Below are 25152 nucleotides of genomic sequence, written 5' to 3'. Positions count from 1 at the left end.
ATCTCCGCACCCAGGTCGCCTGAATCTCGCCGGCCTCCTTGAAATTGTCAAATCCCGTCCATATAATTAGCACTCGCTGCACGAGAGTGCTAACAAGTTTGCCGTCCGACGAGTTTTTGCTCGGAGGGCGGGTTTCCCCCGCGTTTTCAGTCTCAATCAAGAGAGGAGTGTGTATGAACCTTCGTCCTTTGCACGATCGCGTCATCGTCAAGCGTCTGGACCAGGAAACCAAGACCGCGTCGGGCATCGTGATTCCCGAAGCTGCGGCAGAAAAGCCGGATCAAGGCGAAGTCCTGGCCATCGGCCCGGGCAAGCGCGATGACAAGGGCGTGCAGAACGCCCTCGACGTGAAGGTGGGCGACCGCGTGCTCTTCGGCAAGTACGCCGGCCAGACCGTCAAGGTCGACGGGCAAGAACTGCTCGTCATGCGCGAAGAAGACATCATGGCCGTTCTGGTCAAGTAAGCATCCTTCCTGCACGTCCGGCTTCGTCCCGAGAGGCTGCTTGTTGAAGCGCCGCGACGAAGCCAGCAAACCGAATCGAATCAAGGAGTCTGGATATGGCAGCTAAAGAAGTTACTTTTGGCGATTCCGCACGCGCCAAGATGGTCGAAGGCGTGAACATCCTGGCCAACGCGGTCAAGGTCACGCTGGGCCCGAAGGGCCGTAACGTCGTTCTCGAGCGCAGCTTCGGCGGCCCGACGGTCACCAAGGACGGTGTCTCGGTCGCGAAGGAAATCGAACTGAAGGACAAGCTCCAGAACATGGGCGCGCAAATGGTCAAGGAAGTGGCTTCCAAGACCAGCGACAACGCCGGTGACGGCACCACGACCGCTACGGTCCTGGCGCAATCCATCGTTCGCGAAGGCATGAAGTACGTCGCATCGGGCATGAACCCGATGGACCTGAAGCGCGGTATCGACAAGGCAGTGGCTGCCGCAATCGAAGAACTGCGCAAGATCAGCAAGCCCTGCACGACCAACAAGGAAATCGCTCAAGTCGGCTCGATCTCGGCAAACAGCGACACGTCCATCGGCGAGCGTATCGCTGAAGCCATGGACAAGGTCGGCAAGGAAGGCGTGATCACCGTTGAAGACGGCAAGTCGCTGCAAGACGAACTCGATGTCGTGGAAGGCATGCAGTTCGACCGTGGCTACCTGTCGCCGTACTTCATCAACAATCCGGACAAGCAAGTCGCCGTGCTGGAAAGCCCGTTCGTGCTGCTGCACGACAAGAAGGTTTCCAACATCCGTGACCTTCTTCCGGTACTGGAACAAGTCGCCAAGGCTGGCCGTCCGCTGCTGATCATCGCTGAAGACGTCGAAGGCGAAGCGCTCGCAACGCTGGTCGTCAACAACATCCGCGGCATTCTGAAGACGGTTGCTGTCAAGGCTCCGGGCTTCGGCGATCGTCGCAAGGCCATGCTGGAAGACATCGCTATCCTGACCGGCGGTCAAGTGATCGCGGAAGAAACCGGCCTGACGCTCGAAAAGGCAACGCTGGCTGAACTGGGCCAGGCGAAGCGTATCGAAGTGGGCAAGGAAAACACGACGATCATCGACGGCGCTGGCGAAGCCACGAACATCGAAGCGCGCGTGAAGCAAGTGCGCAAGCAGATCGAAGAAGCAACGTCGGATTACGACCGTGAAAAGCTGCAAGAGCGCGTGGCCAAGCTGGCCGGCGGCGTGGCAGTGATCAAGGTCGGCGCTGCGACCGAAGTCGAAATGAAGGAAAAGAAGGCACGTGTCGAAGACGCACTGCACGCAACGCGCGCAGCTGTGGAAGAAGGCATCGTGGCTGGCGGCGGCGTCGCGCTGATCCGCGCTCGCAAGGCTGTCGAAGGCGTGAAGGGCCTGAACTCGGACCAGGACGCGGGCATCCGCATCGTCCTGCGTGCGATGGAAGAGCCGCTGCGCCAGATCGTCACGAACGGCGGCGAAGAAGCTTCCGTCGTGGTGGCAGCTGTTGCGGCTGGTCAAGGCAACTACGGCTACAACGCGGCTACCGGCGAGTACGGTGACCTGGTTGAAGCCGGCGTCGTGGACCCGACGAAGGTCACGCGCACCGCGCTGCAAAACGCGGCATCGGTGGCAGGCCTGCTGCTGACGACCGACGCAGCCGTCGCAGAACTGCCGAAGGAAGATTCGCCGATGCCTGGCGGCATGCCCGGCGGCATGGGCGGCATGGGCATGGACATGTAATTCGGCTCACGCCGGTTACACGTTTCATTCCGCAGCCGGCGCGGGTTTCGTTTCTCAGGAAGCGAAACCCGCGCGGTGCAGAAAAATCCCGCAGCGATGCGGGATTTTTTTCGTCTATACCGTCTATACGAAAGCTACTTGTTCATCTCCTCGCGCAACTTCTGCGCGGCGGCCTTGTAGTCGTACGTCGGATAAAACTCCGTGCGATAGCCGCCCCAGGCGGTGCTCTCGATTGCACGATTCACTTCGCGCAGGCGGTCGGCGGGTACGCGCAGCGTCACCACCTGGCCGATGCCCATCATCACGTACCACGACACCACTTCGACACCCGGCGGCGGAAACTGCTTGAAGTAGCCTTGCTCCTTCAGTTGCTGGTTGATCTGCGGAAGCGTCTTCGATTCATCGTGCTTGAGGAAGATGGTCAGCAGAAACGTGCCGTCGCCGGCGGGCGTGGCGCCGGGCGGCGGAGAAGCAGTCTGGGCGAAAGCCGGTGCCGTGAAAATCAGCGCCGAGGCGAACATCGAAGCGAACAACAGAGCGTGAGTGAGGCGTGCGATTCGTCTTGCCGGCTTGCGCATCGGGGGTTCTCCTCGGGAAGCAAAAAAGACGTTACTTGTGATGAGTCCGCAGCCGCTCCATCAGATGCAGCGCGTTGGGCTGCGCGTGACCTTCGGCCGTGTTGTCGAAGATGCACCAGACCTCGGCCGTTTTCTTCGCGCGCGTGTGGAGCGTGCGGGCGAGATCGTCGAGATAGGTGTAGTCGTAGGAAGACTGGTAGAGCTCGGGCGTGCCGTGCAGCCGCACATACACGAGCGACGTATCCGCGCGATGCCGGATCTCGCAATCGTCGGGAATCGGGTCTGCGTCCACGTAGGCGATGTGATGCGCCTTCAGGAGCGCCGCCGCGTGCGTCGAGAACCAGCCGTGCTCGCGCGCCTCGCAGGCGATTGGCAACGTCGTGCGCGCACGCAGCGCCTTGAAGAAGCTTTCCGCGACGTCGTGATCGAACGCAAGGCTCGGCGGCAGTTGCACGAGCCAGCAGCCGAGTTTGTCGCCGAGCTGGCCCGCGGCGTGAAGGAATTCGTCGAGCAGGGTTTCGGTGTCGACGAGACGCGCGTCGTGCGTGATCGCCTTCGGCAGCTTGACCGAAAAGCGGAACGACTCGGGCACGCTCTCGGCCCAGTTCGCGTACGTCTGCTCGCGATGCGGCTTGTAGAAGCTGGAATTGATCTCGACGCAGGTCAGCACGTGGGAATAGCGTTCGAGGTGTGTGCCTTCGCCGGGAAAACTCGTGGCGACGGCGCTCGACAAACCCCAGCCGGCGCAGCCGATGCGGATCGCGCCTTGCGGGCCGGGCTTGTGCAGATGGGGCAGTCGATACGGCATGCGCTCGCTAAGCCTCCCTTGTCTGATTCAGTGCCGCGCTTCTCCGGGCAGCCCTGTCGGATCCTCGGGAACCGAGGAGGTTTCGCCGTCTTCTTCGGCATCGTTCGAACGCGCCCAGAAGAAGCGGTCCGGCAGATACGCGCCCATGCCGGGACGAAACGCCGCACGCGCGGCCTGGAACACGTACTCCTGCGCCTCGCGCGCGGCTTCGGCGGGTTCCTGACCGTTCGCGAGCAAAGCGGCGATGGCCGAGCCCAGCGTATCCGTCAAACCCATGATGCGATGCACCGCGCGATCCCAGGTATCCTGCCGCACCTGACCTTCCTCGCTGAACAGCGTGATCACGTGACGGTGCGTGCCCGTTTCCATCGCGAGCACGTATTCGCAGCCCTGCGCCAGGATGTGGGAAATCGCCGTATCGAGCGTGGGCGATTCGGCATCGCTGTCCGGCTGCGCGAGTTGCAGAAGCGTGGCGTGATCGGCAATCAGCATGGTGGTTTGCGGCACGAGCAGATCGGCGAGCGATTCGCGCAGTTCGTCGGCGGCGAGGACGTGTTCGTCGTCGAGCGTGAAGTCGGGCGCGAGAATCAGCGGGACGTCGTCGTAATCGGAGACCACTTCCGCGATCGCCGACACCACTTCGGCCCGGGTCGCCGCGCCGATCTTGAAGGCGGCGATCGGCATATCTTCTAGCAACATGCGCGCCTGGGTCGCGACGGTGTCCGGGTCGAGGCCGGTGACTTCGTCGCATGTGGCGGAGTCGCGCACTGCGTAGCCGGTGAGCACGGTCACGCCGTGACAGCCCATGCTGGCGAGCGTCAGCAGGTCGGCTTGCAGGCCCGAGCCGCCGGTGGGGTCGGAGAGGCCGAAGGTGAGTACGATCGGTGGGGAGTCGCCGGTCATGGCAAAAGCGGACATTTTGGTATTGGATTGCTTGTTGAACGATCGGCTCGAAGCGGACGCGTCCGCGCGTGAGCGCGAGTGCGGACGCCCGCTCGGGTCTCGGTCCGATTATGCGGCCTAATGCCGTCCGACTGTTCTCTTTGCGCACTTTTTTCCGGCGCGCTAGCCTTCGCAGACCGGTCGCCGCATGACGGATGGCAACCCGATGACGCGAAGGAAGCGCCGGACGGGCAGCTTGCTAGGCATCGACACGGCAACACGGTACCATCTTGTCCTAATTTCAACCGATCAATTGATGCGGCATAAGTATGGAACATAGAAGCTGGATGTGTCTGATCTGCGGCTGGATCTACGACGAAGAGGCGGGATTGCCCGAAGAAGGCATCGCGCCGGGCACGCGCTGGGAGGACGTCCCGATTAATTGGACCTGTCCCGAATGCGGTGCCCGCAAGGAAGACTTCGAGATGGTTCAGATCTGATTCTCACGCACCTCCGCGCCGCATGACTCGCGTCATGCGGCGCGCGTTTTTTGCGGGCAGCATCGGACGCATGCGGTGCGGCCTGCACGCTCGATCGTTCTGGATTGTTTTGGATTGTTTTGTTGTGCAGCGTGCGGCTGGATTGTTGCGTGTTGCGGCATGGCCGGCATCGTAGCCGGCAGATTCGATTTCCGCGCCGGCCGTTCTACGCATACGCTTGAGGCATACCGTGCAGGAGGCGCGACCGGCGACAGAAGCTCTGGCCGGCGCAGCGCCTCCGACGACGCATTTCAACCGCGTGCGACGGCGTCACAGCGCGCCGCTTCCGCGCAACGGCTTGTGAGCGCCCGACATGACATCACGTCCCGATCTGCATGTTCCGTTAGAAGCCTTGCCCAATCCGCGCGGCGGTTCGGTGCGTCTCGCCGAGATGGCGCTCACCGATGCGCTGCACGCGTTCCATCGTCAGGGTGAAACCGGGGCCGCGCTGAAACGCGCGATCGCCGCGTTGCATTCGGCGGGATGGCTGCCCGCGCAGCGTTTCGCCGAAGCGCTCGCGCTCGTCGCCCCGCTCGGCGACGAGTCGGACGGCAACCGGGCGCGCATCGCCGATTCGATCGCCATGTTCGGCGCGGCTGTCGAGCGTCACAATCTGCGCGAGCTATCGTGTTCGACGGTGCTGTTCGATCACTATCGCGGCCTGCACGCGCTGCTCGCGGCGCATACGCGCGTCGCGCCCGTCTCCTACGACGACCTCGCGCTCGCCGGCCGCGCCATCGCCCCGGCGACATTGCGCGGCATCGCGCCGGAGCGGCTCGCGCGCGTGCGGGCGCGTTACGAAGAAGCATTGCTCAGGCTCCTGCGCGGACCGGCCGGTGAATCCGCCGAGGCTTGCGAGCGCCTCGACGCGTGTCTCGCCGAACTCAGGGGGCCGGATCCTTACGACTTCTGGCGGCTGGCATCGTCGGCGGTGCATGCGCTGCGGGAGCACGCGCAACGCGACGGCGCGCGCGCCGACGACATCGACTTCGATGCCGGCTCCGCCTACGACGCCGACGCCAAGCGTCTCTACGCGCGCTTCAATCTGGTGCTGGCGGATCAGGCGCATGCGCTGTCGTACGCGCCGCGCTCGCTCGTGCGCGCGACGCTCGCGTTGCTGTGGCGCGATTTCGCGCTGTACGGCGCGGCGCCGGAAAATGCCGAACATGTCGATGTGCTGCGCGACTATGGTTTGACGGTGGCCTGGCATGTGGCGGCGAGCCCGGCGTCCGAAGCCGCGTGGGAAGAGGGCGCGGCGCAGGCGAGCGAAGAAGCGTCGCGCGATGCCGGTACGCGCGATCTCGGCGTGTTGCGCGTGAACGCGGCGGCTTACGAAGATTTTCTGCAAAGCGCGGAAACATCGATCGATGCGCTGGTCGAGCGCGGCACGCAGGCAAGCGAAACGGGCACGGTGGACGAAGCGGCGGCGCTCGCGGCGGCCAATGCATCGCACCGGCTGGGCGCGGCGGCCTGCGCGCTGGGGCTTGGCCATGTCGCGTCGCTGGCGGACACGCTCGGTCTTGCGTGGCGGCGCGTCGCGTATCACGGCGAAGCACGCGATGGCGGCGAAGTTGACTTACAGGGCTCGACCCAAGGCTCGACCCAAGGCGCGACCCGCGGCCTCGACGCCACCGTGCCCGAGCGCGCCGCGCAGATGCTGCGCTCGATGCTGCATCAGGCGGCGGCCGGCATTGCGCCATCGGAAGGGCGCGGCTCGATCGTTGCGCTGACCGCGATGATCGAGCGGCCGCTGACGATTGCGCGTTAGTCGTCGGCGGGGTTGTCGTCGGGGTGGTCGCCAGTATCGGCGGGAGCGGCTTTTTTCGCGCCCGGCCCGCGTACGACGTCGTAACGCGCGAGCGTGCGTTTCCTCGCGACATCGTGATCGACGAGCGGTTGCGGATAATCCGCACCGAGCGAGATTTGCGCGGCGGCCAGCGCATCGGGCTTCGCGCGCCACGGCGCGTGAATGTCGCGGTCCGACAGCCCCGCGATCTCCGGCACGTAATGGCGGATGAACTTGCCCGCCGCGTCGAATTTCTGCGACTGCGTGACCGGATTGAAGATGCGGAAGTACGGCTGGGCGTCGCAGCCGCTGGAGGCGGCCCATTGCCATCCGCCGTTGTTGTTGGACAGCTCGAAGTCGTTCAGCAACGCCTCGAAGTACGCTTCGCCGCGCCGCCAGTCGATACCCAGATCCTTCGTCAAAAAGCTCGCCACCACCATGCGCAGACGGTTGTGCATGTATCCGGACGTGTTGATCTGACGCATCGCGGCATCGACGATCGGATAGCCCGTCGCGCCTGCGCACCATGCGGCGAAATTCGCGTCGGCGGCCTCGCCGGTTTCCCAGCGGATGCGGTCGTACTCCGGCTTGAACGCGCGATGATCGCCCGCCACGCCCACGTGCGGAAAGTGATGCAGCACGGAGAAATAGAACTCGCGCCAGATCAGCTCGCCGAGCCAGACTTCGGCGCCCTTGTCGCCGTGACGCTGCGCGTCGTGTGCGCTGCGGGCGAGCGCGCGGATCGATACGGTGCCGTGACGCAAATGCACGCCGAGATAGCTCGGGCCCTTCAGCGCGGGAAAGTCGCGCGTGCGGCCGTAATCGCTCATGCGCGCGTGGAAGTCGTCGAAGAGTTCGAACGCGCCGCTCGTACCCGCCGGAAACGCGGGACCGTGGGCCTGCGGAAAGCCGAGGGCGGCAAGCGACGGCAGCGCGTGCGCGACGCCCGCCGGCGGCTTCGCCAGCGCGTTCAGACGGTCTTCCGATGCATACGGCCTGAGCGCATCCGGCGTGAGCGTCTGGAGCCATTTGCGCTTGTAGGGCGTGAAGACGGTGTAGGGCTTGCCGGCGTTCGTCATCACGTCGTCATGATCGAAGACGGCCTGATCCTTGAACGTGAAGAACGCGACGTCCGCGCTTGCCAGCGTGTTCGCGACGGCTTCGTCGCGCGCTTTCGCCGCGGGCTCGTAATCGCGATTGGCGAATACCGCGTTCACGCCGCATTCACGCGCGAGCGCGGGAATCTCGTGCTGCGGCACGCCGTGCCGGACGATCAGCGCGCCGCCCGCATCGCGCAGCGTGCGGTCGAGCTCGGCGACGCTCGCGTGGATGAATGGCACGCGCCTGTCGTGCCGCGCGAGCGGCGACAGAATTTCGCGGTCGAAAATGAACGCGCACAGCACCCGACGGCACCGTGTAAGCGCGTGATAGAGTGCAGCATTGTCTGCCGCGCGCAGGTCCCGCCGAAACCAGACCAGACCCAGCTCAAAGTCGGCCATCTCGCAGCGCCTTTGTTAAAATTCTGAATTATGTCCAAGACTCCCGATCGCATCAATTTGACGAATCAGTTCCTGATCGCCATGCCGAACATGGTCGATCCGACGTTTTCGGGAACGGTGGTCTATCTTTGCGATCACACTGAAAAAGGCGCGCTCGGTCTCGTCATCAACCGTCCGACCGACATCGATCTCCAGTCGCTCTTCAACCGCATCGATCTTAAGCTCGAGATCGAACCGCTCGTTCATTTGCCCGTTTATTTCGGCGGTCCCGTGCAGACCGAGCGCGGCTTCGTGCTGCACGAAGCCGGCGACGGCGAACCCTACAGCTCGTCGATGAGCGTGCCCGGCGGCCTCGCCATGACCACGTCGAAGGACGTGCTCGAAGCGGTCGCGAGCGGCAAGGGGCCCGAGCGTTTCCTGCTCACGCTGGGTCACGCCGGCTGGGGCGCGGGCCAGCTCGAAGAGGAAATCTCGAAGAACGGCTGGCTCACCGTGGAAGCCGATTCGCGCATCATCTTCGACGTGCCCGCCGAAGAGCGCCTGGAAGCGGCGCTCTCGCTGCTCGGCGTGTCGCGCTCTATGTTGTCCGGCGAAGCAGGGCACGCATGAGCCGCGAGGCCACGCTACTGGCATTCGATTACGGCGAGAAGCGCATTGGTGTCGCCGTCGGCAATACGCTCACGAAAAACGCGCGCGCACTCCTCACGCTGGAAAACCGCAATCGCGAATATCGCTTCGTGGAAGTGGGCAAGCTGCTCGACGAGTGGAAGCCCAACGCCGTGGTCGTCGGCATGCCGATGCATCCCGACGGCACGCCGCACGAAATGAGCGCGCTCGCCAAACGCTTCGGCAGCCAGCTGAACGGCCGTTTCAACGTGCCCGTGCAATGGGTGGACGAACGCTATTCGTCCGTCGACGCCAAAGCCGATCTGCGCGAGCGCGGCGTGCGCACCAACGCGCGCGGCCGCTTCGACGAGATCGACGCCGAAGCCGCCCGCGTCATCCTTCAACAATATCTCGACGGACTTGCCGACGATCATGAGTTCCATTGACGCCGAGTCGCTCTACCGCGTGCTCGTCGAACAGATTCGCGCCGCTTATGGACCATCGCTCGCCACGGCCGACGGCGCCGTGTTCGCGGGCATCTACAGCGGCGGCGTGTGGCTCGCCGAGCGGCTCGCGCAGGATCTGAACGCGCCGCACTTCGGCGTGGTGAACGTGGCGCTGCATCGCGACGACTACGCGAAAAAGGGCCTGCACAGCCAGGCGCGTCCGACCGAATTGCCTTTCGATGTCAACGGCCGCCGCATCATCCTGATCGACGACGTGTTGTCCACCGGCCGCACCGCGCGCGCGGCGATCAACGAGCTGTACGACTACGGCCGCCCGGCATCGATCGATCTCGCGGTGCTCGCGGATCGCGGCGGGCGGGAAATGCCGATCGCGGCGCGCTTCGTCGGCGGCACGGTGGATGTGCCCGCGAGCGAGGATCTCGTGCTCGTGCGCGGCGAAACAAACGCATTCACGTTCACCACAGAACCGCGCACGCACTGACGTATATCGACGCGCGCGTCGACTCGTAGTTTGCGGCTGCACATTCAGCCTCTTTTCAAAGAAACACCTGGATTCATCATGAACACCGCTACCCAGGGCGCCGCTGAATCGAGCGCGCCCGCATCGGACAAGACCGCCGACTCGTTCCGGTACGGCTTTCTCAAGGGCAACCCGCAGCTCACGAAGAATGGCGAGCTCAAGCATCTGCTGACCATCGAAGGCTTGCCGCGCTCGATCGTCACGCACATTCTCGACACCGCCGAGCAGTTCGTGAGCGTGACCGACCGCGAAGTGAAGAAAGTGCCGCTGTTGCGCGGCAAGTCGGTGTTCAATCTGTTCTTCGAGAACTCGACGCGCACGCGCACCACGTTCGAGATCGCGGCGAAGCGTCTTTCGGCCGACGTGCTGAATTTGAACATCAACGCGTCGTCGACGAGCAAGGGCGAATCGCTGCTCGACACCATCAACAATCTCTCCGCGATGCACGCCGACATGTTCGTCGTGCGTCATGCGTCGAGCGGCGCGCCATATCTGATCGCCGAGCATTGCGCGCCGCACGTGCACGTGATCAATGCGGGCGACGGCCGTCATGCGCATCCGACGCAAGGCCTGCTCGACATGTACACGATCCGCCATTACAAGCGCGACTTCACGAAGCTGCGCGTGGCGATCGTCGGGGACATTCTGCATTCGCGCGTCGCGCGCTCGGACATTCACGCGCTCACCACGCTCGGGGTGCCGGAAGTCCGCGCAATCGGGCCGCGCACGCTCTTGCCGGGCAATCTCGATCAGATGGGCGTGCACGTCTATCACAATCTCGACGAAGGCCTGAAGGGCGTCGACGTCATCATCATGCTGCGCTTGCAGAACGAGCGCATGAGCGGCGCGTTGCTGCCCTCGGCGCAGGAATATTTCAAGAGCTGGGGCTTGACGCCCGAGCGGCTCGCGCTCGCCGCGCCCGATGCCATCGTGATGCATCCCGGTCCGATGAACCGCGGCGTCGAAATCGACTCGCAAGTGGCCGACGGCCCGCAGTCGGTGATCCTGAATCAGGTGACGTTCGGCATCGCCGTGCGCATGGCGGTGATGGGCATCGTGGCCGGCAACAGCGATTAAGCATCGACTAAGCAGCGACTAAGCATCGACCAAACAGTGACGAAGCAGCGACTAAGAACAGCGACATGAAGATCCAGATTCAAGGCGGCACGATCATCGACCCGGCCGCGGGCACCGAAGCACGCCAGGACGTATTCATCGCGGCGGGAAGGATTGTCGGTATCGGCCACGCGCCCGCCGATTTCAACGCAGCGAAGGTGATCGATGCGAGCGGGCTGTACGTCGCGCCCGGTTTCGTCGACTTGTCCGCGCGTCTGCGCGAGCCGGGCTTCGAGCACAAGGCGACGCTCGAATCCGAAATGGCCGCGGCGATGGCGGGCGGCGTGACGAGCCTCGTGTGCCCGCCCGACACCGATCCCGTGCTCGATGAGCCGGGTCTCGTCGAAATGCTCAAGTTCCGCGCGCAGAAACTGCATCTCGCGCATGTGTATCCGCTGGGCGCGCTGACGGTCGGCCTGAAGGGCGAGGCCATCACCGAGATGGTTCAACTGACGGAGGCGGGCTGTATCGGGCTTTCGCAGGCGGACAATCCGATCGTCGATACGCGCACGCTTCTGCGCGCGCTGCAATACGCGACAACGTACGGCTACACCGCGTGGCTGCGTCCGCAGGATGCGTACATGGCGAAGGGCGGCGTGGCGGCGAGCGGCGCGGTGGCGTCGCGGCTGGGGTTGTCGGGCGTGCCGGTGTCGGCGGAAACCATCGCGCTGCATACCATTTTCGAGCTGATGCGCGTGACGGGCGCGCGCGTGCATCTGTCGCATCTGTCGTCGGCGGCGGGCGTGGCGCTCGTGCGGACGGCGAAGGCTGAAGGGCTCGCGGTGAGCTGCGACGTGACGATCAATCACGTGCATCTGACCGATATCGACATCGGCTATTTCGATTCCCAGTTCCGTCTCGATCCGCCGCTGCGCTCGCAGCGCGACCGCGACGCGATTCGCACGGGCCTGGCGGACGGCACCATCGACGCGATCTGCTCCGATCACACGCCGCTCGACGACGACGAAAAGCTGCTGCCCTTCGCCGAAGCGACGCCCGGCGCAACGGGCCTCGAACTGCTGCTTTCGCTGACGGTGAAGTGGGCGCGCGAGGCCGGCGTGCCGCTCGCGCAGGCACTCTCGCGCATCACCTGCGCACCCGCCGACGTGCTGAAGCTGCCCGCCGGACGCATCGCGACGGGCGCGCTCGCGGACTTGTGCGTGTTCGACGCAGCCGCCGACTGGCGCGTCGATCCGCTGAAACTCAGAAGCCAGGGCCGCAATACGCCGTTCCTCGGCTACGAGTTGCCGGCGCGCGTGCGGGCGACGGTCGTTGCCGGGCACGTCGCATTCGAGAGCCGTTGAGCATGGCATTGGTCTGGCGCAAGCTGCGGCTCGTCGTTCACTTGCTGTACGGCATGTGGATTGTCGCGCGGCGCTTTCCGCGCGCATCGGCGAGCGAGCGCGTCGAACTGAATCGCGCATGGTCGCTGGACATGCTGCGTCTGTGCGGCATGAAGCTCGTCGTACACAACGACGAAGCCCGGCTCGACAACGGCGTGCTCGTGGTCGGCAATCACATTTCGTGGATCGACATCTACGTGATCAACGCGTGGCGGCCGACGCCGTTCGTGTCGAAGGCGGAGATTCGCAACTGGCCGGTCGTCGGATGGCTCGCGCATCAGTTGGGCACGGTGTTCGTGCAGCGCGAGAAGCGCAGCGATGCGAAGCGCATCATGCACGAGCTTGCCGAGCGGTTGCTCGCGGGCGAGAAGATGTGCGTGTTCCCCGAAGGCACCACCACCGATGGCCAGACGCTGCTGCCGTTTCACGCGAACATGTTTCAGGCGGCGGTGTCGGCGTCGTGTCCCGTGCAGCCGATCTGCCTGATGTACGAGGATGCGCAGGGCAGGCAGTCGACGGCGCCCGCGTATATCGGCGACATGACGCTCGACGATTCGCTCAGCGCGCTGTTGCGGGCGACGCCGTTGACCGCGCATCTCTACGTGTGCGATCCGCTTGCGCCGGGCGCGGACCGGCGTCTGCTTGCGAGCGAGGCGCAGGCGGCGGTGCAGAGGGCGTTGGAGGGGATGCGGGGCGCGCCTGCCGCCATTGCAGACGTCGCGGACGCGCCGCGCGTGCGGCCCGTTACGTCTGCTTCTTCATCGAACAACTCACCTGCGTGACAACGCGCTGCGCCGGATCGGCCGTGAGCCGCACCGCCGACAGCTTGTTGCCCCACACGCAGCCGGAATCCAGGCATAGCACGTCGTCGCGGATCATGAGGCCGAGCGCGGCCCAATGGCCGAAGACGATCGTCACGTCCTGCGTGCGACGCCCGGGCGCGTCGAACCACGGCATGTAGCCGGGCGGCGCGGCATCGGGGCCGCCGTTGTTGGCGAATTCCATCGCGCCTTCGGCCGTGCAGAAGCGGATACGCGTCAGCGCGTTATAGATCACGCGCAGGCGGTCCGCGCCGCTCAGCGAATCGTCCCAACGGTGCGGCTCGTTGCCGTATAGCGCGGCAAGCGTTTCCTTCCAGTTCGGCGCACGCAATGCGCATTCGAGCTCGTGCGCAAGTTCCATCGTCATGGCCGCGTCCCATTGGGGAAGCACGCCGGCGTGGACCATCAGCATGCCGTTCTCGAAATGCGCGACTGGTTTGTGGCGCACCCATTCGATCAGGTCGGCGGCATCGGGCGCGGCGAGGATTTCGTCGAGCGTGTCGCCTTTCTTGGGCTTGCGCAGGCCGGCCGCGACCGACAGCAGATTCAAATCGTGATTGCCCAGCACGACGGTCGCGCGCGAGCCGAGCGCGATTACGTCGCGCAGCGTCTGCAGCGACTTCGGGCCGCGGTTGATCAGGTCGCCTGCGAACCAGAGCGGCACGTCGTCGCGGACGTCGGCTTTTTTCAGGAGGCGCTGGAAAGGGTCGCGGCAGCCCTGGAGGTCGCCGAAGACGAGGGGAGCGGGGGAGAGGTCGTTGATGGAAGGGAGGGCGTCGGTCATTTAAGGGAATGCGTGGTGGTGCGCGGGAGATCAGGTCGGGATCGGAATGTCCGGGCATTATGGAGCAGACGATAGATACCGTCCGGTCGCGCATGTTCCGCCCGCCGGTTACATGTTGCAACGCGATGCAACTGTCAACCTCTAGCTGTATCAAGTTGTTAGGTGCGTAGTTTTCGCTTTGCCTGGCCTTATAATTGATAGTTGGCCGTTTTTCGTTTAAGCGCGTAAAAGTTCGGCCCTGCAATTAGGACGTGTGGATTAGCGGGTTTCATGGTGCAATTTTTTCGCATTTTTGAACACGCGTTCAGCTTATTTGGCTTTTTTACAGCGAAGAGGGCATTTTTATGATTCTCGTGACGGGCGGCGCCGGCTTTATCGGCGCTAACTTTGTTCTGGATTGGCTCGCAGGCTCGGCTGAGCCCATTCTCAACGTCGACAAACTCACGTACGCGGGGAATCTCGGAACGCTCAAGTCGCTCAAGGACGATGCCCGTCACGTGTTCGTCCGCGCCGACATCTGCGACCGTGCTGCAATGGATGCGTTGCTCGCGCAACACAAGCCGCGCGCCGTCCTGCACTTCGCGGCGGAAAGCCATGTGGACCGTTCCATCCACGGTCCGGCCGATTTCGTCCAGACGAACGTGGTCGGCACGTTCACGCTGCTCGAGGCAACCCGCATGTACTGGAGCGCGTTGCCCGAGGCAGAAAAGCAGGCGTTCCGCTTCCTGCATGTCTCCACGGACGAGGTTTTCGGCTCGCTGTCGGCAACGGATCCGCAATTCTCTGAAACCACGCCCTACGCGCCGAACAGTCCGTACTCGGCAACCAAGGCCGGCTCCGATCACTTGGTGCGTGCGTACCACCATACTTATGGCCTGCCGGTCCTCACGACCAATTGTTCCAACAATTACGGCCCGTACCAGTTCCCCGAGAAGCTGATTCCGCTGATGATCGCCAACGCGCTGGCGGGCAAGCCCTTGCCCGTTTATGGCGATGGCCAAAACGTGCGTGACTGGCTCTACGTGGGCGACCACTGCTCTGCGATCCGCGAAGTGCTTGCGCGCGGCGCACTTGGCGAAACGTATAACGTCGGCGGCTGGAACGAGAAGAAGAATCTCGAAGTCGTGCATACGCTGTGCGATCTGCTCGACCGCGCCAAGCCGAAGTCGAGCGGCTCGTATCGTGATCAGATCACCTATGTGACGGACCGCCCGGGCCACGACCGCCGCTATGCAATCGACGCGCGCAAGCTCGAACGCGAACTCGGCTGGAAGCCCGCGGAAACCTTCGAAACCGGCCTCGCGAAGACGGTCCAGTGGTATCTGGACAACCAGGCGTGGGCTGACGAAGTCGCGTCGGGCGAATACCGCAAATGGGTCGAAACGAACTACGCGCAACGTGCTTGAAGGGGAATGACAATGGCGCGCAAAGGCATCATTCTCGCTGGCGGGTCCGGCACGCGGCTTTATCCGATCACGCATGCCGTGTCGAAGCAGCTGCTCCCCGTCTACGACAAACCGATGATCTACTACCCGCTGTCCACGCTGATGATCGCGGGTATCCGCGACGTCCTCGTGATCTCGACGCCGCAAGACACACCGCGGTTCGAGTCGATGCTCGGCGACGGCAGCCAGTGGGGCATGAACATTCAGTACGCGGTGCAACCGTCTCCGGACGGGCTTGCGCAGGCGTTCATCATCGGGCGGGAGTTCGTCGGCAATGATCCGTCGGCGCTCATTCTCGGCGACAACATCTTCTACGGCCACGATCTCGCCAAGCAACTCGAGAGCGCCACTGCCCGTACTGACGGCGCGACCGTGTTCGCCTATCACGTGCATGATCCCGAGCGCTACGGTGTGGTCGAGTTCGACCAGAAGTTCCGCGCGTTGTCGATCGAGGAAAAGCCCGCGAAGCCGCGCTCGAACTATGCGGTGACCGGCCTCTACTTCTACGACAATCAGGTGTGCGATGTCGCCGCGGACATCAAGCCTTCCGCGCGTGGCGAGCTTGAAATCACGGACGTCAATTCGCGTTATCTCGAGCAGAAAAAGCTCGACGTCGAAATCATGGGGCGCGGCTATGCGTGGCTCGACACGGGCACGCATGAGTCGCTGATCGAGGCGGCAACGTTTATTGCGACCTTGCAAAAGCGCCAGGGGCTCGTGGTTGCTTGCCCCGAAGAGATCGCCTATCGCAAGAAGTGGATCGGTGAGGAACAACTGCTGGCGCTCGCCAAGCCGCTCTCGAAGAATGCCTACGGTCAGTATCTGCTCAATCTTCCGAAGGACCAAGTCGCATGGCCATCCAAGTAACCGCTACGGCGCTGCCTGAAGTCAAGATCATCGAGCCGAAGGTATTCGGCGACGCGCGGGGCTTCTTCTACGAAAGCTTCAACGCGCGCGAGTTCGCCGAGCAGGTCGAAGGCGGCGTCGAGTTCGTGCAGGACAATCATTCCCGTTCGGCAAAGGGCGTGTTGCGCGGTCTGCATTATCAGATTCAGCACGCGCAGGGTAAGCTCGTTCGCGTGGTGGAAGGCGAAGTGTTCGACGTGGCCGTCGATATCCGTAAGAGTTCGCCGAACTTTGGCAAGTGGGTCGGCGTGAACCTGTCCGAAGAGAATCATCGACAGCTCTGGGTGCCGCCGGGTTTCGCGCATGGATTCGTTGTGTTGTCGGAGACGGCGCAGTTCCTCTACAAGACGACGGATTACTGGTATCAGGCACACGAGCGCAGCATCGTCTGGAACGATCCGGATATCGGTATTGAATGGCCGATCGATTTCGAGCCGCTGCTTGCGGCGAAGGATGCAGCGGGCAAGCGGTTGTCTGACGCCGAGTGTTTCGAGTGAGCGACGCAATGTCCAACGGTGAGCAACAAACTATCCTTCTGACCGGCGTGAACGGCCAGGTCGGGTTTGAACTCGCACGATCGCTGCAAGGGCTCGGCAAGGTGGTCGCGCTCGACCGCGCGCGGCTCGATCTCGGCGATCTCGACCAGGTTCGCCGCGTCGTGCGGGACGTGAAGCCCTCGCTGATCGTGAATCCGGCGGCATACACGGCGGTCGACAAAGCGGAAAGCGATATCGAAGTCGCGATGCGCGCGAATGGTGAAGCGCCGGGCGTGCTGGCGGAAGAAGCAAAGCGCCTGGGCGCCGCGCTGATTCACTATTCGACCGACTACGTTTTCGATGGGACGAAAGAGGGCGTGTACGTCGAAGACGATGCGGTGAATCCGCAGAATGTCTACGGTAAGAGCAAGCTCGCCGGAGAACAGGCGATTGCCGCTTCCGGTTGCGATCATCTGATCTTTCGTACGAGCTGGGTGTATGGCACGCGCGGTAAGAACTTTCTGCTGACCATGCTGCGGCTTGGCGCCGAGCGCGAGGAGCTGAGCGTCGTGGCCGACCAGTTCGGCGCGCCAACGTGGGCGAATACGATCGCCGCGTTGACGGCGAACGTGCTTGCTCAGACGCGAGGCAAGGATCAGGAGTGGTGGAACAGGACGTCGGGTGTTTATCATCTGACGGCCTCGGGGTCGACATCGTGGCACGGTTTCGCCGAGGCGATCTTCGGGCTTTCGGATCTGCCGAAGAAGCCGAACGTAAAACCCATCCCAGCTTCGGCGTACCCGACGCCTGCCGCCCGGCCGGCGAATTCGAGAATGTCGGGTGCGAAGCTGCGCGACGTCTTCGGCCTTGAAGCGCCTGACTGGCGGGACGCGCTCGCGCTCTGCATGGCACGCTAGCCCGCTGACTGGAAGCACGGATGGGCATACGGCAGCCTGACGACGACCATGCCGCCTCGAACCGGGGCGTCGACTCACGAGTGGGTGCGGTCGTCGTGTTCTACCACCCTGACGATACCTGCTTCCGGAATGCAAACCGGCTGGCGGAGCGCCTCGTGTGTGTCGTCGTCGACAACACCGAGGGGTCGACGCAAGACTCAGGACGCGGTCTGGCGGCCGGCGTCCACTATCTTCCGAGCGGAAAAAACGAAGGTATTGCCACCGCGTTTAATCGCGGCGTCGCGCGGCTCAAGGAACTGCAGTGCGACAAGGCTATCTTGTTCGATCAGGACAGCGCGCCGGACGCGCGGCTGCTGGTCGAGTTACCGCGCGCCATGGCCGAACTGTCGAAGGTCAATCCGCGGGTGGCGCTCGTCGGACCTGCCTATGTAGACGACCGGCTAGGCGGCCCGACGCCGTTCGTCCGCTTCGCGCCCTGGCGTTTGCTCCGCGTTCCGGCCGAAGGTGACGCGCCGATCGGCACGGATTTCCTGATCAGTTCTGGCTCGTGTGTGAACCTTCAGGCGTGGGACGAGATCGGGCCGCTTCAGGACGACCTGTTCATCGATTTCGTCGATCTCGAATGGTGTGTCCGAGCGAAACGTAAAGGGTTCAGCCTGTATGGCATTCCCTGGGTCCAGATGAATCATTCGCTCGGAGGCGAGCCCATACGGGTTTTGGGCCGCGCGTATCCCTCGCATAGTGCGACGCGTCACTACTATCTGTTCAGAAACGCCGTCGCGCTGATCCTTCGTCCCGATATACCGTGGTTATGGAAATCCGGCGAACTCGTGAAGCTGCCCATCCGCCTGTGCATATATGCGTTGTTTCTGAAGCCACGCTGGCGCCACGTGAAGATGGCATGCAACGGAATCATGGACGGATTGCGAGGCCGACTCGGTCCGCTGCGCGAGCGCCCAAGATGAACGCGGGTTGCGTGGTTGTTGCTGAATCCGTTTCGGCACAGATCAGTGAGCCGAACCGCGATAACGAATGCAAATCTATCAAAGCAGGAATATGAAAATGCAAACTCGGTCCGAGACCAGTCATGTCAGTCTGATCAGGCCGGAGTCGTTCTGGTGGCCTGCTCGCATCGTCCGATCGGCGTGGCTCGAGCACGCCCCTTTCGCTTTCTGGTTGATGAGTGTGATTCGTCCGGCGACCGTCGTCGAACTCGGCACTCACAACGGCTTTTCCTACGGCGTATGGTGCCAGGCCGTCGAGCGGCTCAAACTCGTCGCGCGTTGCTATGCCGTGGACACATGGAAGGGCGATTCGCATACCGGAGCGTACGACGACTCGGTTTTTCGCGAACTCCTCGAATACAACCAGGAAACCTATCCCGCGTTTTCGAGCTTGATTCGCTCGAGCTTCGACGAAGCGCTCGACCATTTCGCCGACGGCTCGATCGACCTATTGCATATCGACGGGCAACACGACTTTGAGAGCGTGCGACGCGACTTCGCGTCCTGGCAAAAGAAAATGTCGGCGCGAGGTGTCGTCGTCATGCACGACACCAACGTGCGCGAGCGCGATTTCGGCGTCTGGCGATTCTGGACCGAGATCAGCCGGCAATTTCCGTCGTTCGAATTTCCTCATGGTTACGGTCTCGGTATTCTCGCGGTCGGTGAGCAGATTCCCGACGACTTGCGCCAACTCTTCGAGACGAAGGGCGAGACGGCCAACGAGATCCGCGAAAGCTATGCACGGCTCGGGCGCGCCATCGCGCTTCAGCAAGCGCAGAATGAAATGCGCGCCGCTTTCGATCAGCGCGAACTCGAGTTGCAACGGACCCAGAGGCTGCTCGAGGCGGCGGACGAGAACCTCGAGCATCAGCATTCCGAGTTCACGGAGCTTGCCGTCCAGAACGAGCGGCTGGAACACCAGCTCGAACAAGAAAAGTCTCGCGCCGACGAACTCGAAAGCGAACTTGCGCTGGAGAAGGACGCCCGCAGGCTGGCCGCCGACTCGGTGAGGCACGCAAGCGACGAAGTGGAGGCGCTGCGCTCATCCACGTCCTGGCGGCTGACCGCGCCGGTGCGCTACGCGTCGACGTCCATGCGCCGGCCGCGCGCCGCAATGTCGCGTGCGCGGCTGCTGTCGAGGGTCTTCGTCAACTCGGTGCATCAGCATGGCTTGAATCACACGCTGCACAAGATGGTTGCGGCTTCGCGGCGAGATGGCCTCGGTGGATTGCTACGGGGCGGCGCGGGCGGCACGGCGCTCATGGCGCCGACCTTCGAATCGAGCCTGCCGATCCAGCCGGCGATCGAGCGCCTCGCGTTGCGCGTGCTGATCATCGCGGAGACGAGTATTCCGCAATGCCTGAAGTATCGCGTTACGCAGAAGCAGCGCATGATCGAGAGCCTCGGCATCGATTGTTCGGTCGCGAGTTGGACGGACACGCGGACCTGCATGGATCTGCTGCAGACACATTCGCTCGTGATCTTCTATCGCGTGCCCGGATTCCCCGGCCCGATGCAGATGGTCGCGCACGCCAAGGCGCTTGGTCTCGTCACCCTCTGGGAAGTGGACGACCTCATCTTCGACGCCGAGAAGTACATCCTGAACTCGAACTTGCGCGACGTGGGGCTCGAGGCCAAGCGCGGCGTACTTGCCGGCGTGCCGCTCTACCGTCAGATGATGCTCGCTTGTGACTTCAGCATCGCGTCCACGGCCGGGCTGTCCGATGCCATGCTCGAAGCGGGCGTGCAGAAGACGTTCGTCATCGAGAACGCGCTGGACGCCGAGACCGTACGCGTAGCGGGGGGCATCAACGCAACGCCGAAGCGCAAGAAGGACAAGTTCGTGCGCATTGTCTACGGCTCGGGAACGAAGACTCACGACGCCGATTTCCGCGTCGCGGCAGCCGGGATCAAGATGGTCCTGCGTCAGCGGCCGAACGTCAAACTGCGCATCATCGGCGAACTTGGCTTGCCGGACGATTATGCGGATGTTTCGTCACAAATCGAACGCCTGCCGTCGTCGAGCTATGCGGGCTATTTGAGCCGTCTGGCGGAATGCGACATCAGCATCGCGCCGCTCGAAGAGAGCATCTTCAACGATGCCAAGTCGAACATCAAATACCTCGAAGCGTCGGTGGTCAAGCTTCCATCGGTCTGTTCGCCGGCGGCCGCGTTCCGGTCCGCGATACGCCATGGCGACACGGGTTTTCTCGCCGAAACACCCGCTGCCTGGAGCGAAGCACTGCTCGCCCTGATCGACGATACCGATTTGCGTCGCGACATGGCGGCGCGCGCCTACGAGCACGTGAACGCTGATTACTCTCCGCTTGCCATCTCCGAGCGGCAAGTCGCGCCGCTTCTTGCGCCGTATAGGCGCAAGCCGGCCAAACTGCGCGTGCTCGGCGTGAACGTGTACTTCGAACCGCGGAGCTTCGGCGGTGCGACGATCATCGCGGAGGCCGTCGCCAAGCGCATCAATGCGACGGTGGACATGGAGTACTTCATGTTCACGTCGTTGCCCGCCGATCAAGTACACGCCTATTCGCTCGTACGCTACGAGGCGCGCGCCGGTGGCGTGTTCGGCATGGGCTTGCCGCACGAACCCGATCCGGCCAGCGGCTTCGAAAATCCGAAGTCGGTCAAGTCGTTCCGCGATGCCGTGCGGGCGGTGCGGCCGGACGTGGTGCATCTGCACAGCATTCAGGGCATCGGCGCGAGCATCGCGGAAGTCTGTCAGGAAGAGAAGATTCCGTTCGTCGTCACATTGCACGACGCGTGGTGGATTTGCGGTCGTCAGTTCATGATTACGGGCGACCAGCGCTATTGCTTCCAACGCAAGATCGACCTCAACGTGTGCTCGAAGTGTGTCGATGACCCGGGCCTGAACACGTATCGGCAGTTCCGGTTGCATGACATCCTCAAGTCCGCGGCGATGTTGCTTGTCCCAAGCGAATTTTTCCGCGGGCTGTTCATGGACAACGGCTTCGATCCCGCGAAGATCGTCCTGAACAAGAACGGCATTCAGGCACCCGAGCACCGGCTCGAACGCGCGCCGCTCACGGGTCGAACGCTGCGCTTTGGCTATGTCGGCGGCGAAACGCCGATCAAGGGCGCACAGTTGATCAAGGAAGCTTTCAAGAGCCTCTCGCGTTCTGATTACGAGTTGACCGTCGTGGACAACGCGCGCAATCTCGGCATGCACACGATCGAAACGCATACGTGGAAAGTGCCGGGCAAGTTGCACGTCGTGCCGGCCTACACGCAGGAGACGATCGACGAGTTCTTCGCTGGCATCGATGTCCTTCTGTTCCCCACGCAGTGCAAGGAAAGTTTCGGTATGACCGTCCGTGAAGCGTTGGTCCGCGATGTCTGGGTAATCTCGACGGATGCGGGCGGCGCGGTCGAAGACATCGTGCCGGGCGAGAACGGCGAGATCATCGCGTTGAAGGACGATCCAAGTGAACTGGCGGCGGCAATTTCGGCATTGCTCGACAATCCGCGCCGTTTGGATGGCTATCGCAATCCTCATAAGGACAGCATTCGATTTTTCGACGCCCAGGCAACGGAATTGCATGGTCTGCTGAAAGAGGTGGTCGCGCACGGGCAAAGCGATGCACCCGTCGCGACGACCTCGCTCTGACGCGCGCTTCGATGCTTCTACATGGGTAAGTCATCCGACAGCGGTCTGGCGCGAGCCGCGCAGCGATTGAGCGGGGCGCTGACCAAAGTGCGCGACGCCGGTGGCGTGAAGTCGGCCGCGGGTGCGGCGTGGCGCATGATTCGCCGCGAAGGATTTCGCAGCGCGTTGAGCCGCATCGGTGGCATGTCGCGTGAGGCCGCGCGTTACGCGGAGTGGGTCGCCGCATACGATACGCCCGGCGATGCCGAACTCGAGGCGCTTCGCCTCGAACTGGATCAGGCGGGCATCGATACGCTCATCTCCGTCGTCGTTCCCGTGTACAACACGCCGGAGCGGTATCTGCGTGAAATGATCGATTCCGTGCTGCGCCAGGCTTATCCGCACTGGGAGTTGTGCGTAGCGGACGATGCCTCCACGGCCCCTCACGTGCGGACCGTTCTCGAGGAGTACGCGCGTCGCGACGCGCGCATTCGAATCGTCATTCGCCCCTCCAACGGACACATTTCCGAAGCGAGCAACAGCGCATTGGAGCTGGCTCGCGGATCATTCGTCGCCCTGCTGGATCACGACGATATCCTGCCGCCGCATGCGCTGGCCGTGGTTGCGAAGTACATCCATGCGCATCCGGACGCGCGGCTCCTCTACAGCGACGAAGACAAGTTGTCCGAGGACGGGCGACGGCACACGCCGCATTTCAAGCCTGACTGGGACCCGGAACTCATTCTGCAGTACAACCTGTTTTCGCACTTGGGCGTCTATGAAACGCGACTCATGCGCGAAGTCGGCGGCTTCCGTAAGGGGCTCGAAGGCAGCCAGGATCACGATCTCGTGCTGCGCTGCCTGCGTGCGGCAGGGGATGGCGCGGTCGTGCACATTCCGCACGTGCTCTACCACTGGAGAACCATCGAAGGCAGTACGGCGGTCAGCGCGGACGAGAAACCGTACGCGCTCGTCGCGAGCATCAGGGCGATCTCCGATCACCTGCGCGAGATGAACGTGAATGCGGAGGTCCATGCGCCACAGCCTCAATTCCCGTTCGTGAGAATCGATTACAGGTTGCCGGCGCGTCCGCCGTCGGTTCATCTGCTCGTCATGCACGCGGGTGACACGGCTGCGTTGACGCGGTGCGTCCAGAGTATCGTCACGCGCACGGTGTATGCGAACTTTCGGGTTTCGGTCGTCGGTGCGCCTGCCGAGCATAACGAGATGCCAGCGAGTTTCGGGACGATGCCCGAAGGCGTCGGCTTCATCCCGGCCCCCACGGACGGTGTCGCCATGAGTCGGCTCGAGGACACGTACCTGTGTTTCGTCGATGAGCGCGTCGAGGTGTCGGAGCCATCATGGCTCGACGAACTGATGAGACAGGCGTCGCGCCCCGGGATCGGCGCGGTCGGCGCGTCGCTCTGGTGTCCGGATGGACGCTTGCACGCAGGCGGCCTGATTCTGACCTCGGAAACCAGCGCCGTGCCGATTCACGCAGGCATCGCACGCCGGAGCACGGGCTATTTCGGCCGCGCCATGCTTACCCAGACCGTCTCGGCGCTGTCGTGGTCCTGCGCTGTGGTGAATCGGACGACCTTTCTTGCCGCGGGAGGCTTCGGCCGAAACGAGTACGGCGACGTCTCGGGCGATATCGCCCTAAGCCTACGCCTGGCGGAAGACGGATCGCGCAACGTGTTCGTACCGCGCGCTGCGGTGCTCACTCATGCCCGCCCGAGCGACGCTCACGTGAATGCAAACGCGCCACGATCGGAGCAAGTATCGGTGCGAGACCGTGCCTATAACCCGAATCTCTCGCTCATGCGCGAAGCGCGCAGCGCCACGTTCGAATTGTCGTTCCCACCCCGCATCGAGCCGCTCGAATGACGAGGCGACTCCAAGGGTTTGTTACTTAAAGCGTGCGGATAATGAAAGATTAGACATGTAACTTCCTGCATCTCTCGGGCTGCGGCCTGGGTCGATCAGTTACAATGCCCGTTTGTCGCGAATTTCCGCAGCGACACGCTTTTCATATTTCACGAGAAGAATTACGCATGTACGTCGCAATCTCCGATCTACGCGAAAGTCTCGCTCGATGGCGTCTCTGGATGCTCCTCGGCTGGCTCGAGATTCGGCAGCGGTACGCCCGGTCACGCATCGGCCCGTTCTGGCTCACCATCAGCACGACCGTCATGGTGACCTCTATCGGTCTCGTCTACGGCACGCTTTTTGGCCAGGACATGCACGATTACCTGCCTTTTCTGGCAGTGAGTCTTGTGTTTTGGAACATGTTTTCGTCGGTCGTCAACGAGGGCGCGCAGGCCTATATCAACAGCGCTACCTATATCCGTCAGATCCGCACGCCGCGTCTCGTCTTCATTTTGCAAGTGCTGTGGCGCAATGCCGTGATCCTGGCGCATAACTTCATTATCGTCGTCGCGCTGCTTTTGATCTTTGGCGTGCGTGACTTCAGGGCGCTTCCGCTTTTCATTCCTGGCTTCATTCTGTTCATGCTGAACAGCGCATGGATCGCGATGCTGGTCGCGCTGGTTTCCGCGCGTTTCAGAGACTTGCCGCAGATCATTGCCGCTTTGCTTCAGGTAGCGTTCTATGTAACGCCGATCATCTATAGGCCGAACTCACTTAATCGGTATGCATGGATCGTCGAATTCAATCCGCTGGCCTACATCATTGAATTAGTCCGAGGCCCGCTCGTGGGAACGTTTCCGAGCCCATTGACCTGGATCGTCGGCACGGCCGTGGCGGTGGTCGGCTGGCTCGTCGCCTTGATGCTCACCGGGCGCTACGAAAAACGCATTCCGTATTGGGTTTGAAA

The 25152-nt window shown here is 62.8% G+C and carries 23 protein-coding genes; 18 read left to right on the top strand and 5 right to left on the bottom strand.

Annotated features, from left to right (window positions below):
• The first annotated feature begins 173 nt into the window (after positions 1-173).
• Both BRPE64_RS10670 and groL read left to right on the top strand, forming a co-directional pair.
• Entirely contained in the window at positions 174-464 is a 291-nt protein-coding gene (locus tag BRPE64_RS10670) for a co-chaperone GroES (protein WP_035500852.1), read from the top strand.
• A 95-nt stretch (positions 465-559) separates the two neighbouring features.
• Complete coding sequence (gene groL / locus BRPE64_RS10665) at positions 560-2200, top strand: chaperonin GroEL (protein ID WP_044041516.1); 1641 nt, start codon at positions 560-562, stop codon at positions 2198-2200.
• Positions 2201-2334: 134 nt separating this feature from the next.
• On the opposite strand, the gene BRPE64_RS10660 is transcribed toward groL, so the two are convergent.
• The 3 genes from BRPE64_RS10660 to thiD all read right to left on the bottom strand — a co-directional run bounded on the left by BRPE64_RS10660 (position 2335) and on the right by thiD (position 4489).
• The gene (locus BRPE64_RS10660; protein ID WP_016346117.1) at positions 2335-2721 is read right to left on the bottom strand and encodes a hypothetical protein; all 387 of its coding nucleotides are present in this window, start codon (positions 2719-2721) and stop codon (positions 2335-2337) included.
• Positions 2722-2809: 88 nt separating this feature from the next.
• Positions 2810-3586, bottom strand: coding sequence for a DUF72 domain-containing protein (locus BRPE64_RS10655; RefSeq protein WP_016346116.1), 777 nt, complete (start codon positions 3584-3586; stop codon positions 2810-2812).
• 27 nt (positions 3587-3613) lie between these two features.
• Entirely contained in the window at positions 3614-4489 is an 876-nt protein-coding gene (thiD, locus tag BRPE64_RS10650) for a bifunctional hydroxymethylpyrimidine kinase/phosphomethylpyrimidine kinase (protein WP_044042152.1), read from the bottom strand.
• A 308-nt stretch (positions 4490-4797) separates the two neighbouring features.
• Between thiD and BRPE64_RS10645 the strand changes: the two genes are divergently transcribed.
• Complete coding sequence (locus tag BRPE64_RS10645; RefSeq protein WP_044041514.1) at positions 4798-4968, top strand: rubredoxin; 171 nt, start codon at positions 4798-4800, stop codon at positions 4966-4968.
• A gap of 352 nt (positions 4969-5320) precedes the next feature.
• Positions 5321-6775: a hypothetical protein gene (locus tag BRPE64_RS10640; RefSeq protein ID WP_044041512.1), complete on the top strand. Its 1455-nt coding sequence runs from the start codon at positions 5321-5323 to the stop codon at positions 6773-6775.
• Here the strand turns inward: BRPE64_RS10640 and BRPE64_RS10635 are convergent.
• A complete protein-coding gene (locus BRPE64_RS10635) occupies positions 6772-8292 on the bottom strand; it encodes a cryptochrome/photolyase family protein (RefSeq protein WP_044041511.1) in 1521 nt (506 codons plus the stop codon). The genes BRPE64_RS10640 and BRPE64_RS10635 overlap by 4 nt on opposite strands.
• Positions 8293-8322: 30 nt before the next feature.
• Between BRPE64_RS10635 and BRPE64_RS10630 the strand changes: the two genes are divergently transcribed.
• From BRPE64_RS10630 to BRPE64_RS10605, 6 genes are all read left to right on the top strand, one after another.
• Entirely contained in the window at positions 8323-8901 is a 579-nt protein-coding gene (locus tag BRPE64_RS10630) for a YqgE/AlgH family protein (protein ID WP_016346112.1), read from the top strand.
• A complete protein-coding gene (gene ruvX, locus BRPE64_RS10625) occupies positions 8898-9344 on the top strand; it encodes a Holliday junction resolvase RuvX (RefSeq protein WP_016346111.1) in 447 nt (148 codons plus the stop codon). Before BRPE64_RS10630 ends, ruvX begins: the two co-directional genes overlap by 4 nt.
• Complete coding sequence (pyrR, locus tag BRPE64_RS10620) at positions 9331-9846, top strand: bifunctional pyr operon transcriptional regulator/uracil phosphoribosyltransferase PyrR (RefSeq protein ID WP_016346110.1); 516 nt, start codon at positions 9331-9333, stop codon at positions 9844-9846. The genes ruvX and pyrR overlap by 14 nt, the downstream gene beginning before the upstream one ends.
• A 78-nt stretch (positions 9847-9924) precedes the next feature.
• Positions 9925-10962, top strand: coding sequence for an aspartate carbamoyltransferase catalytic subunit (locus BRPE64_RS10615; RefSeq protein WP_016346109.1), 1038 nt, complete (start codon positions 9925-9927; stop codon positions 10960-10962).
• Between the two features lie 65 nt (positions 10963-11027).
• Positions 11028-12305, top strand: a complete 1278-nt coding sequence (locus tag BRPE64_RS10610) for a dihydroorotase (protein ID WP_016346108.1) — start codon at positions 11028-11030, stop codon at positions 12303-12305.
• Between the two features lie 2 nt (positions 12306-12307).
• Positions 12308-13126 (top strand): lysophospholipid acyltransferase family protein, encoded by an 819-nt coding sequence (locus BRPE64_RS10605; RefSeq protein WP_016346107.1) that lies wholly within the window; start codon positions 12308-12310, stop codon positions 13124-13126.
• Here BRPE64_RS10605 and BRPE64_RS10600 read toward each other — a convergent pair.
• Positions 13089-13949, bottom strand: coding sequence for a symmetrical bis(5'-nucleosyl)-tetraphosphatase (locus BRPE64_RS10600; protein WP_016346106.1), 861 nt, complete (start codon positions 13947-13949; stop codon positions 13089-13091). The two genes, BRPE64_RS10605 and BRPE64_RS10600, sit on opposite strands and share 38 nt — an antisense overlap.
• Positions 13950-14293: 344 nt before the next feature.
• Between BRPE64_RS10600 and rfbB the strand changes: the two genes are divergently transcribed.
• From rfbB to BRPE64_RS10560, 8 genes are all read left to right on the top strand, one after another.
• Positions 14294-15355 carry a dTDP-glucose 4,6-dehydratase gene (gene rfbB, locus BRPE64_RS10595; RefSeq protein WP_016346105.1) on the top strand — a complete coding sequence of 354 codons (1062 nt, stop codon included), beginning with the start codon at positions 14294-14296 and terminating at the stop codon, positions 15353-15355.
• A 12-nt stretch (positions 15356-15367) separates the two neighbouring features.
• On the top strand, positions 15368-16261 hold the full coding sequence (gene rfbA, locus BRPE64_RS10590) for a glucose-1-phosphate thymidylyltransferase RfbA (RefSeq protein WP_016346104.1): 894 nt from the start codon (positions 15368-15370) through the stop codon (positions 16259-16261).
• Positions 16246-16797 (top strand): dTDP-4-dehydrorhamnose 3,5-epimerase, encoded by a 552-nt coding sequence (rfbC, locus tag BRPE64_RS10585; RefSeq protein ID WP_016346103.1) that lies wholly within the window; start codon positions 16246-16248, stop codon positions 16795-16797. Before rfbA ends, rfbC begins: the two co-directional genes overlap by 16 nt.
• Before the next feature lie 8 nt (positions 16798-16805).
• Entirely contained in the window at positions 16806-17693 is an 888-nt protein-coding gene (rfbD, locus tag BRPE64_RS10580) for a dTDP-4-dehydrorhamnose reductase (RefSeq protein ID WP_044041509.1), read from the top strand.
• 20 nt (positions 17694-17713) lie between these two features.
• Positions 17714-18658 carry a glycosyltransferase family 2 protein gene (locus BRPE64_RS10575; RefSeq protein WP_051180343.1) on the top strand — a complete coding sequence of 315 codons (945 nt, stop codon included), beginning with the start codon at positions 17714-17716 and terminating at the stop codon, positions 18656-18658.
• Positions 18659-18755: 97 nt separating this feature from the next.
• Positions 18756-22337: a glycosyltransferase gene (locus BRPE64_RS10570; RefSeq protein ID WP_160167925.1), complete on the top strand. Its 3582-nt coding sequence runs from the start codon at positions 18756-18758 to the stop codon at positions 22335-22337.
• Positions 22338-22358: 21 nt separating this feature from the next.
• A complete protein-coding gene (locus tag BRPE64_RS10565) occupies positions 22359-24203 on the top strand; it encodes a glycosyltransferase family 2 protein (RefSeq protein WP_016346099.1) in 1845 nt (614 codons plus the stop codon).
• A gap of 167 nt (positions 24204-24370) precedes the next feature.
• Positions 24371-25150, top strand: coding sequence for an ABC transporter permease (locus BRPE64_RS10560; RefSeq protein WP_044041507.1), 780 nt, complete (start codon positions 24371-24373; stop codon positions 25148-25150).
• Positions 25151-25152: the final 2 nt, after the last annotated feature.

The sequence above is a fragment of the Caballeronia insecticola genome, from assembly GCF_000402035.1.
GTDB classification, from domain to species: Bacteria; Pseudomonadota; Gammaproteobacteria; order Burkholderiales; family Burkholderiaceae; genus Caballeronia; species Caballeronia insecticola.
Note: the sequence above shows the minus strand (reverse complement) of the source record. Positions and strands in the feature narration are given on the sequence as shown.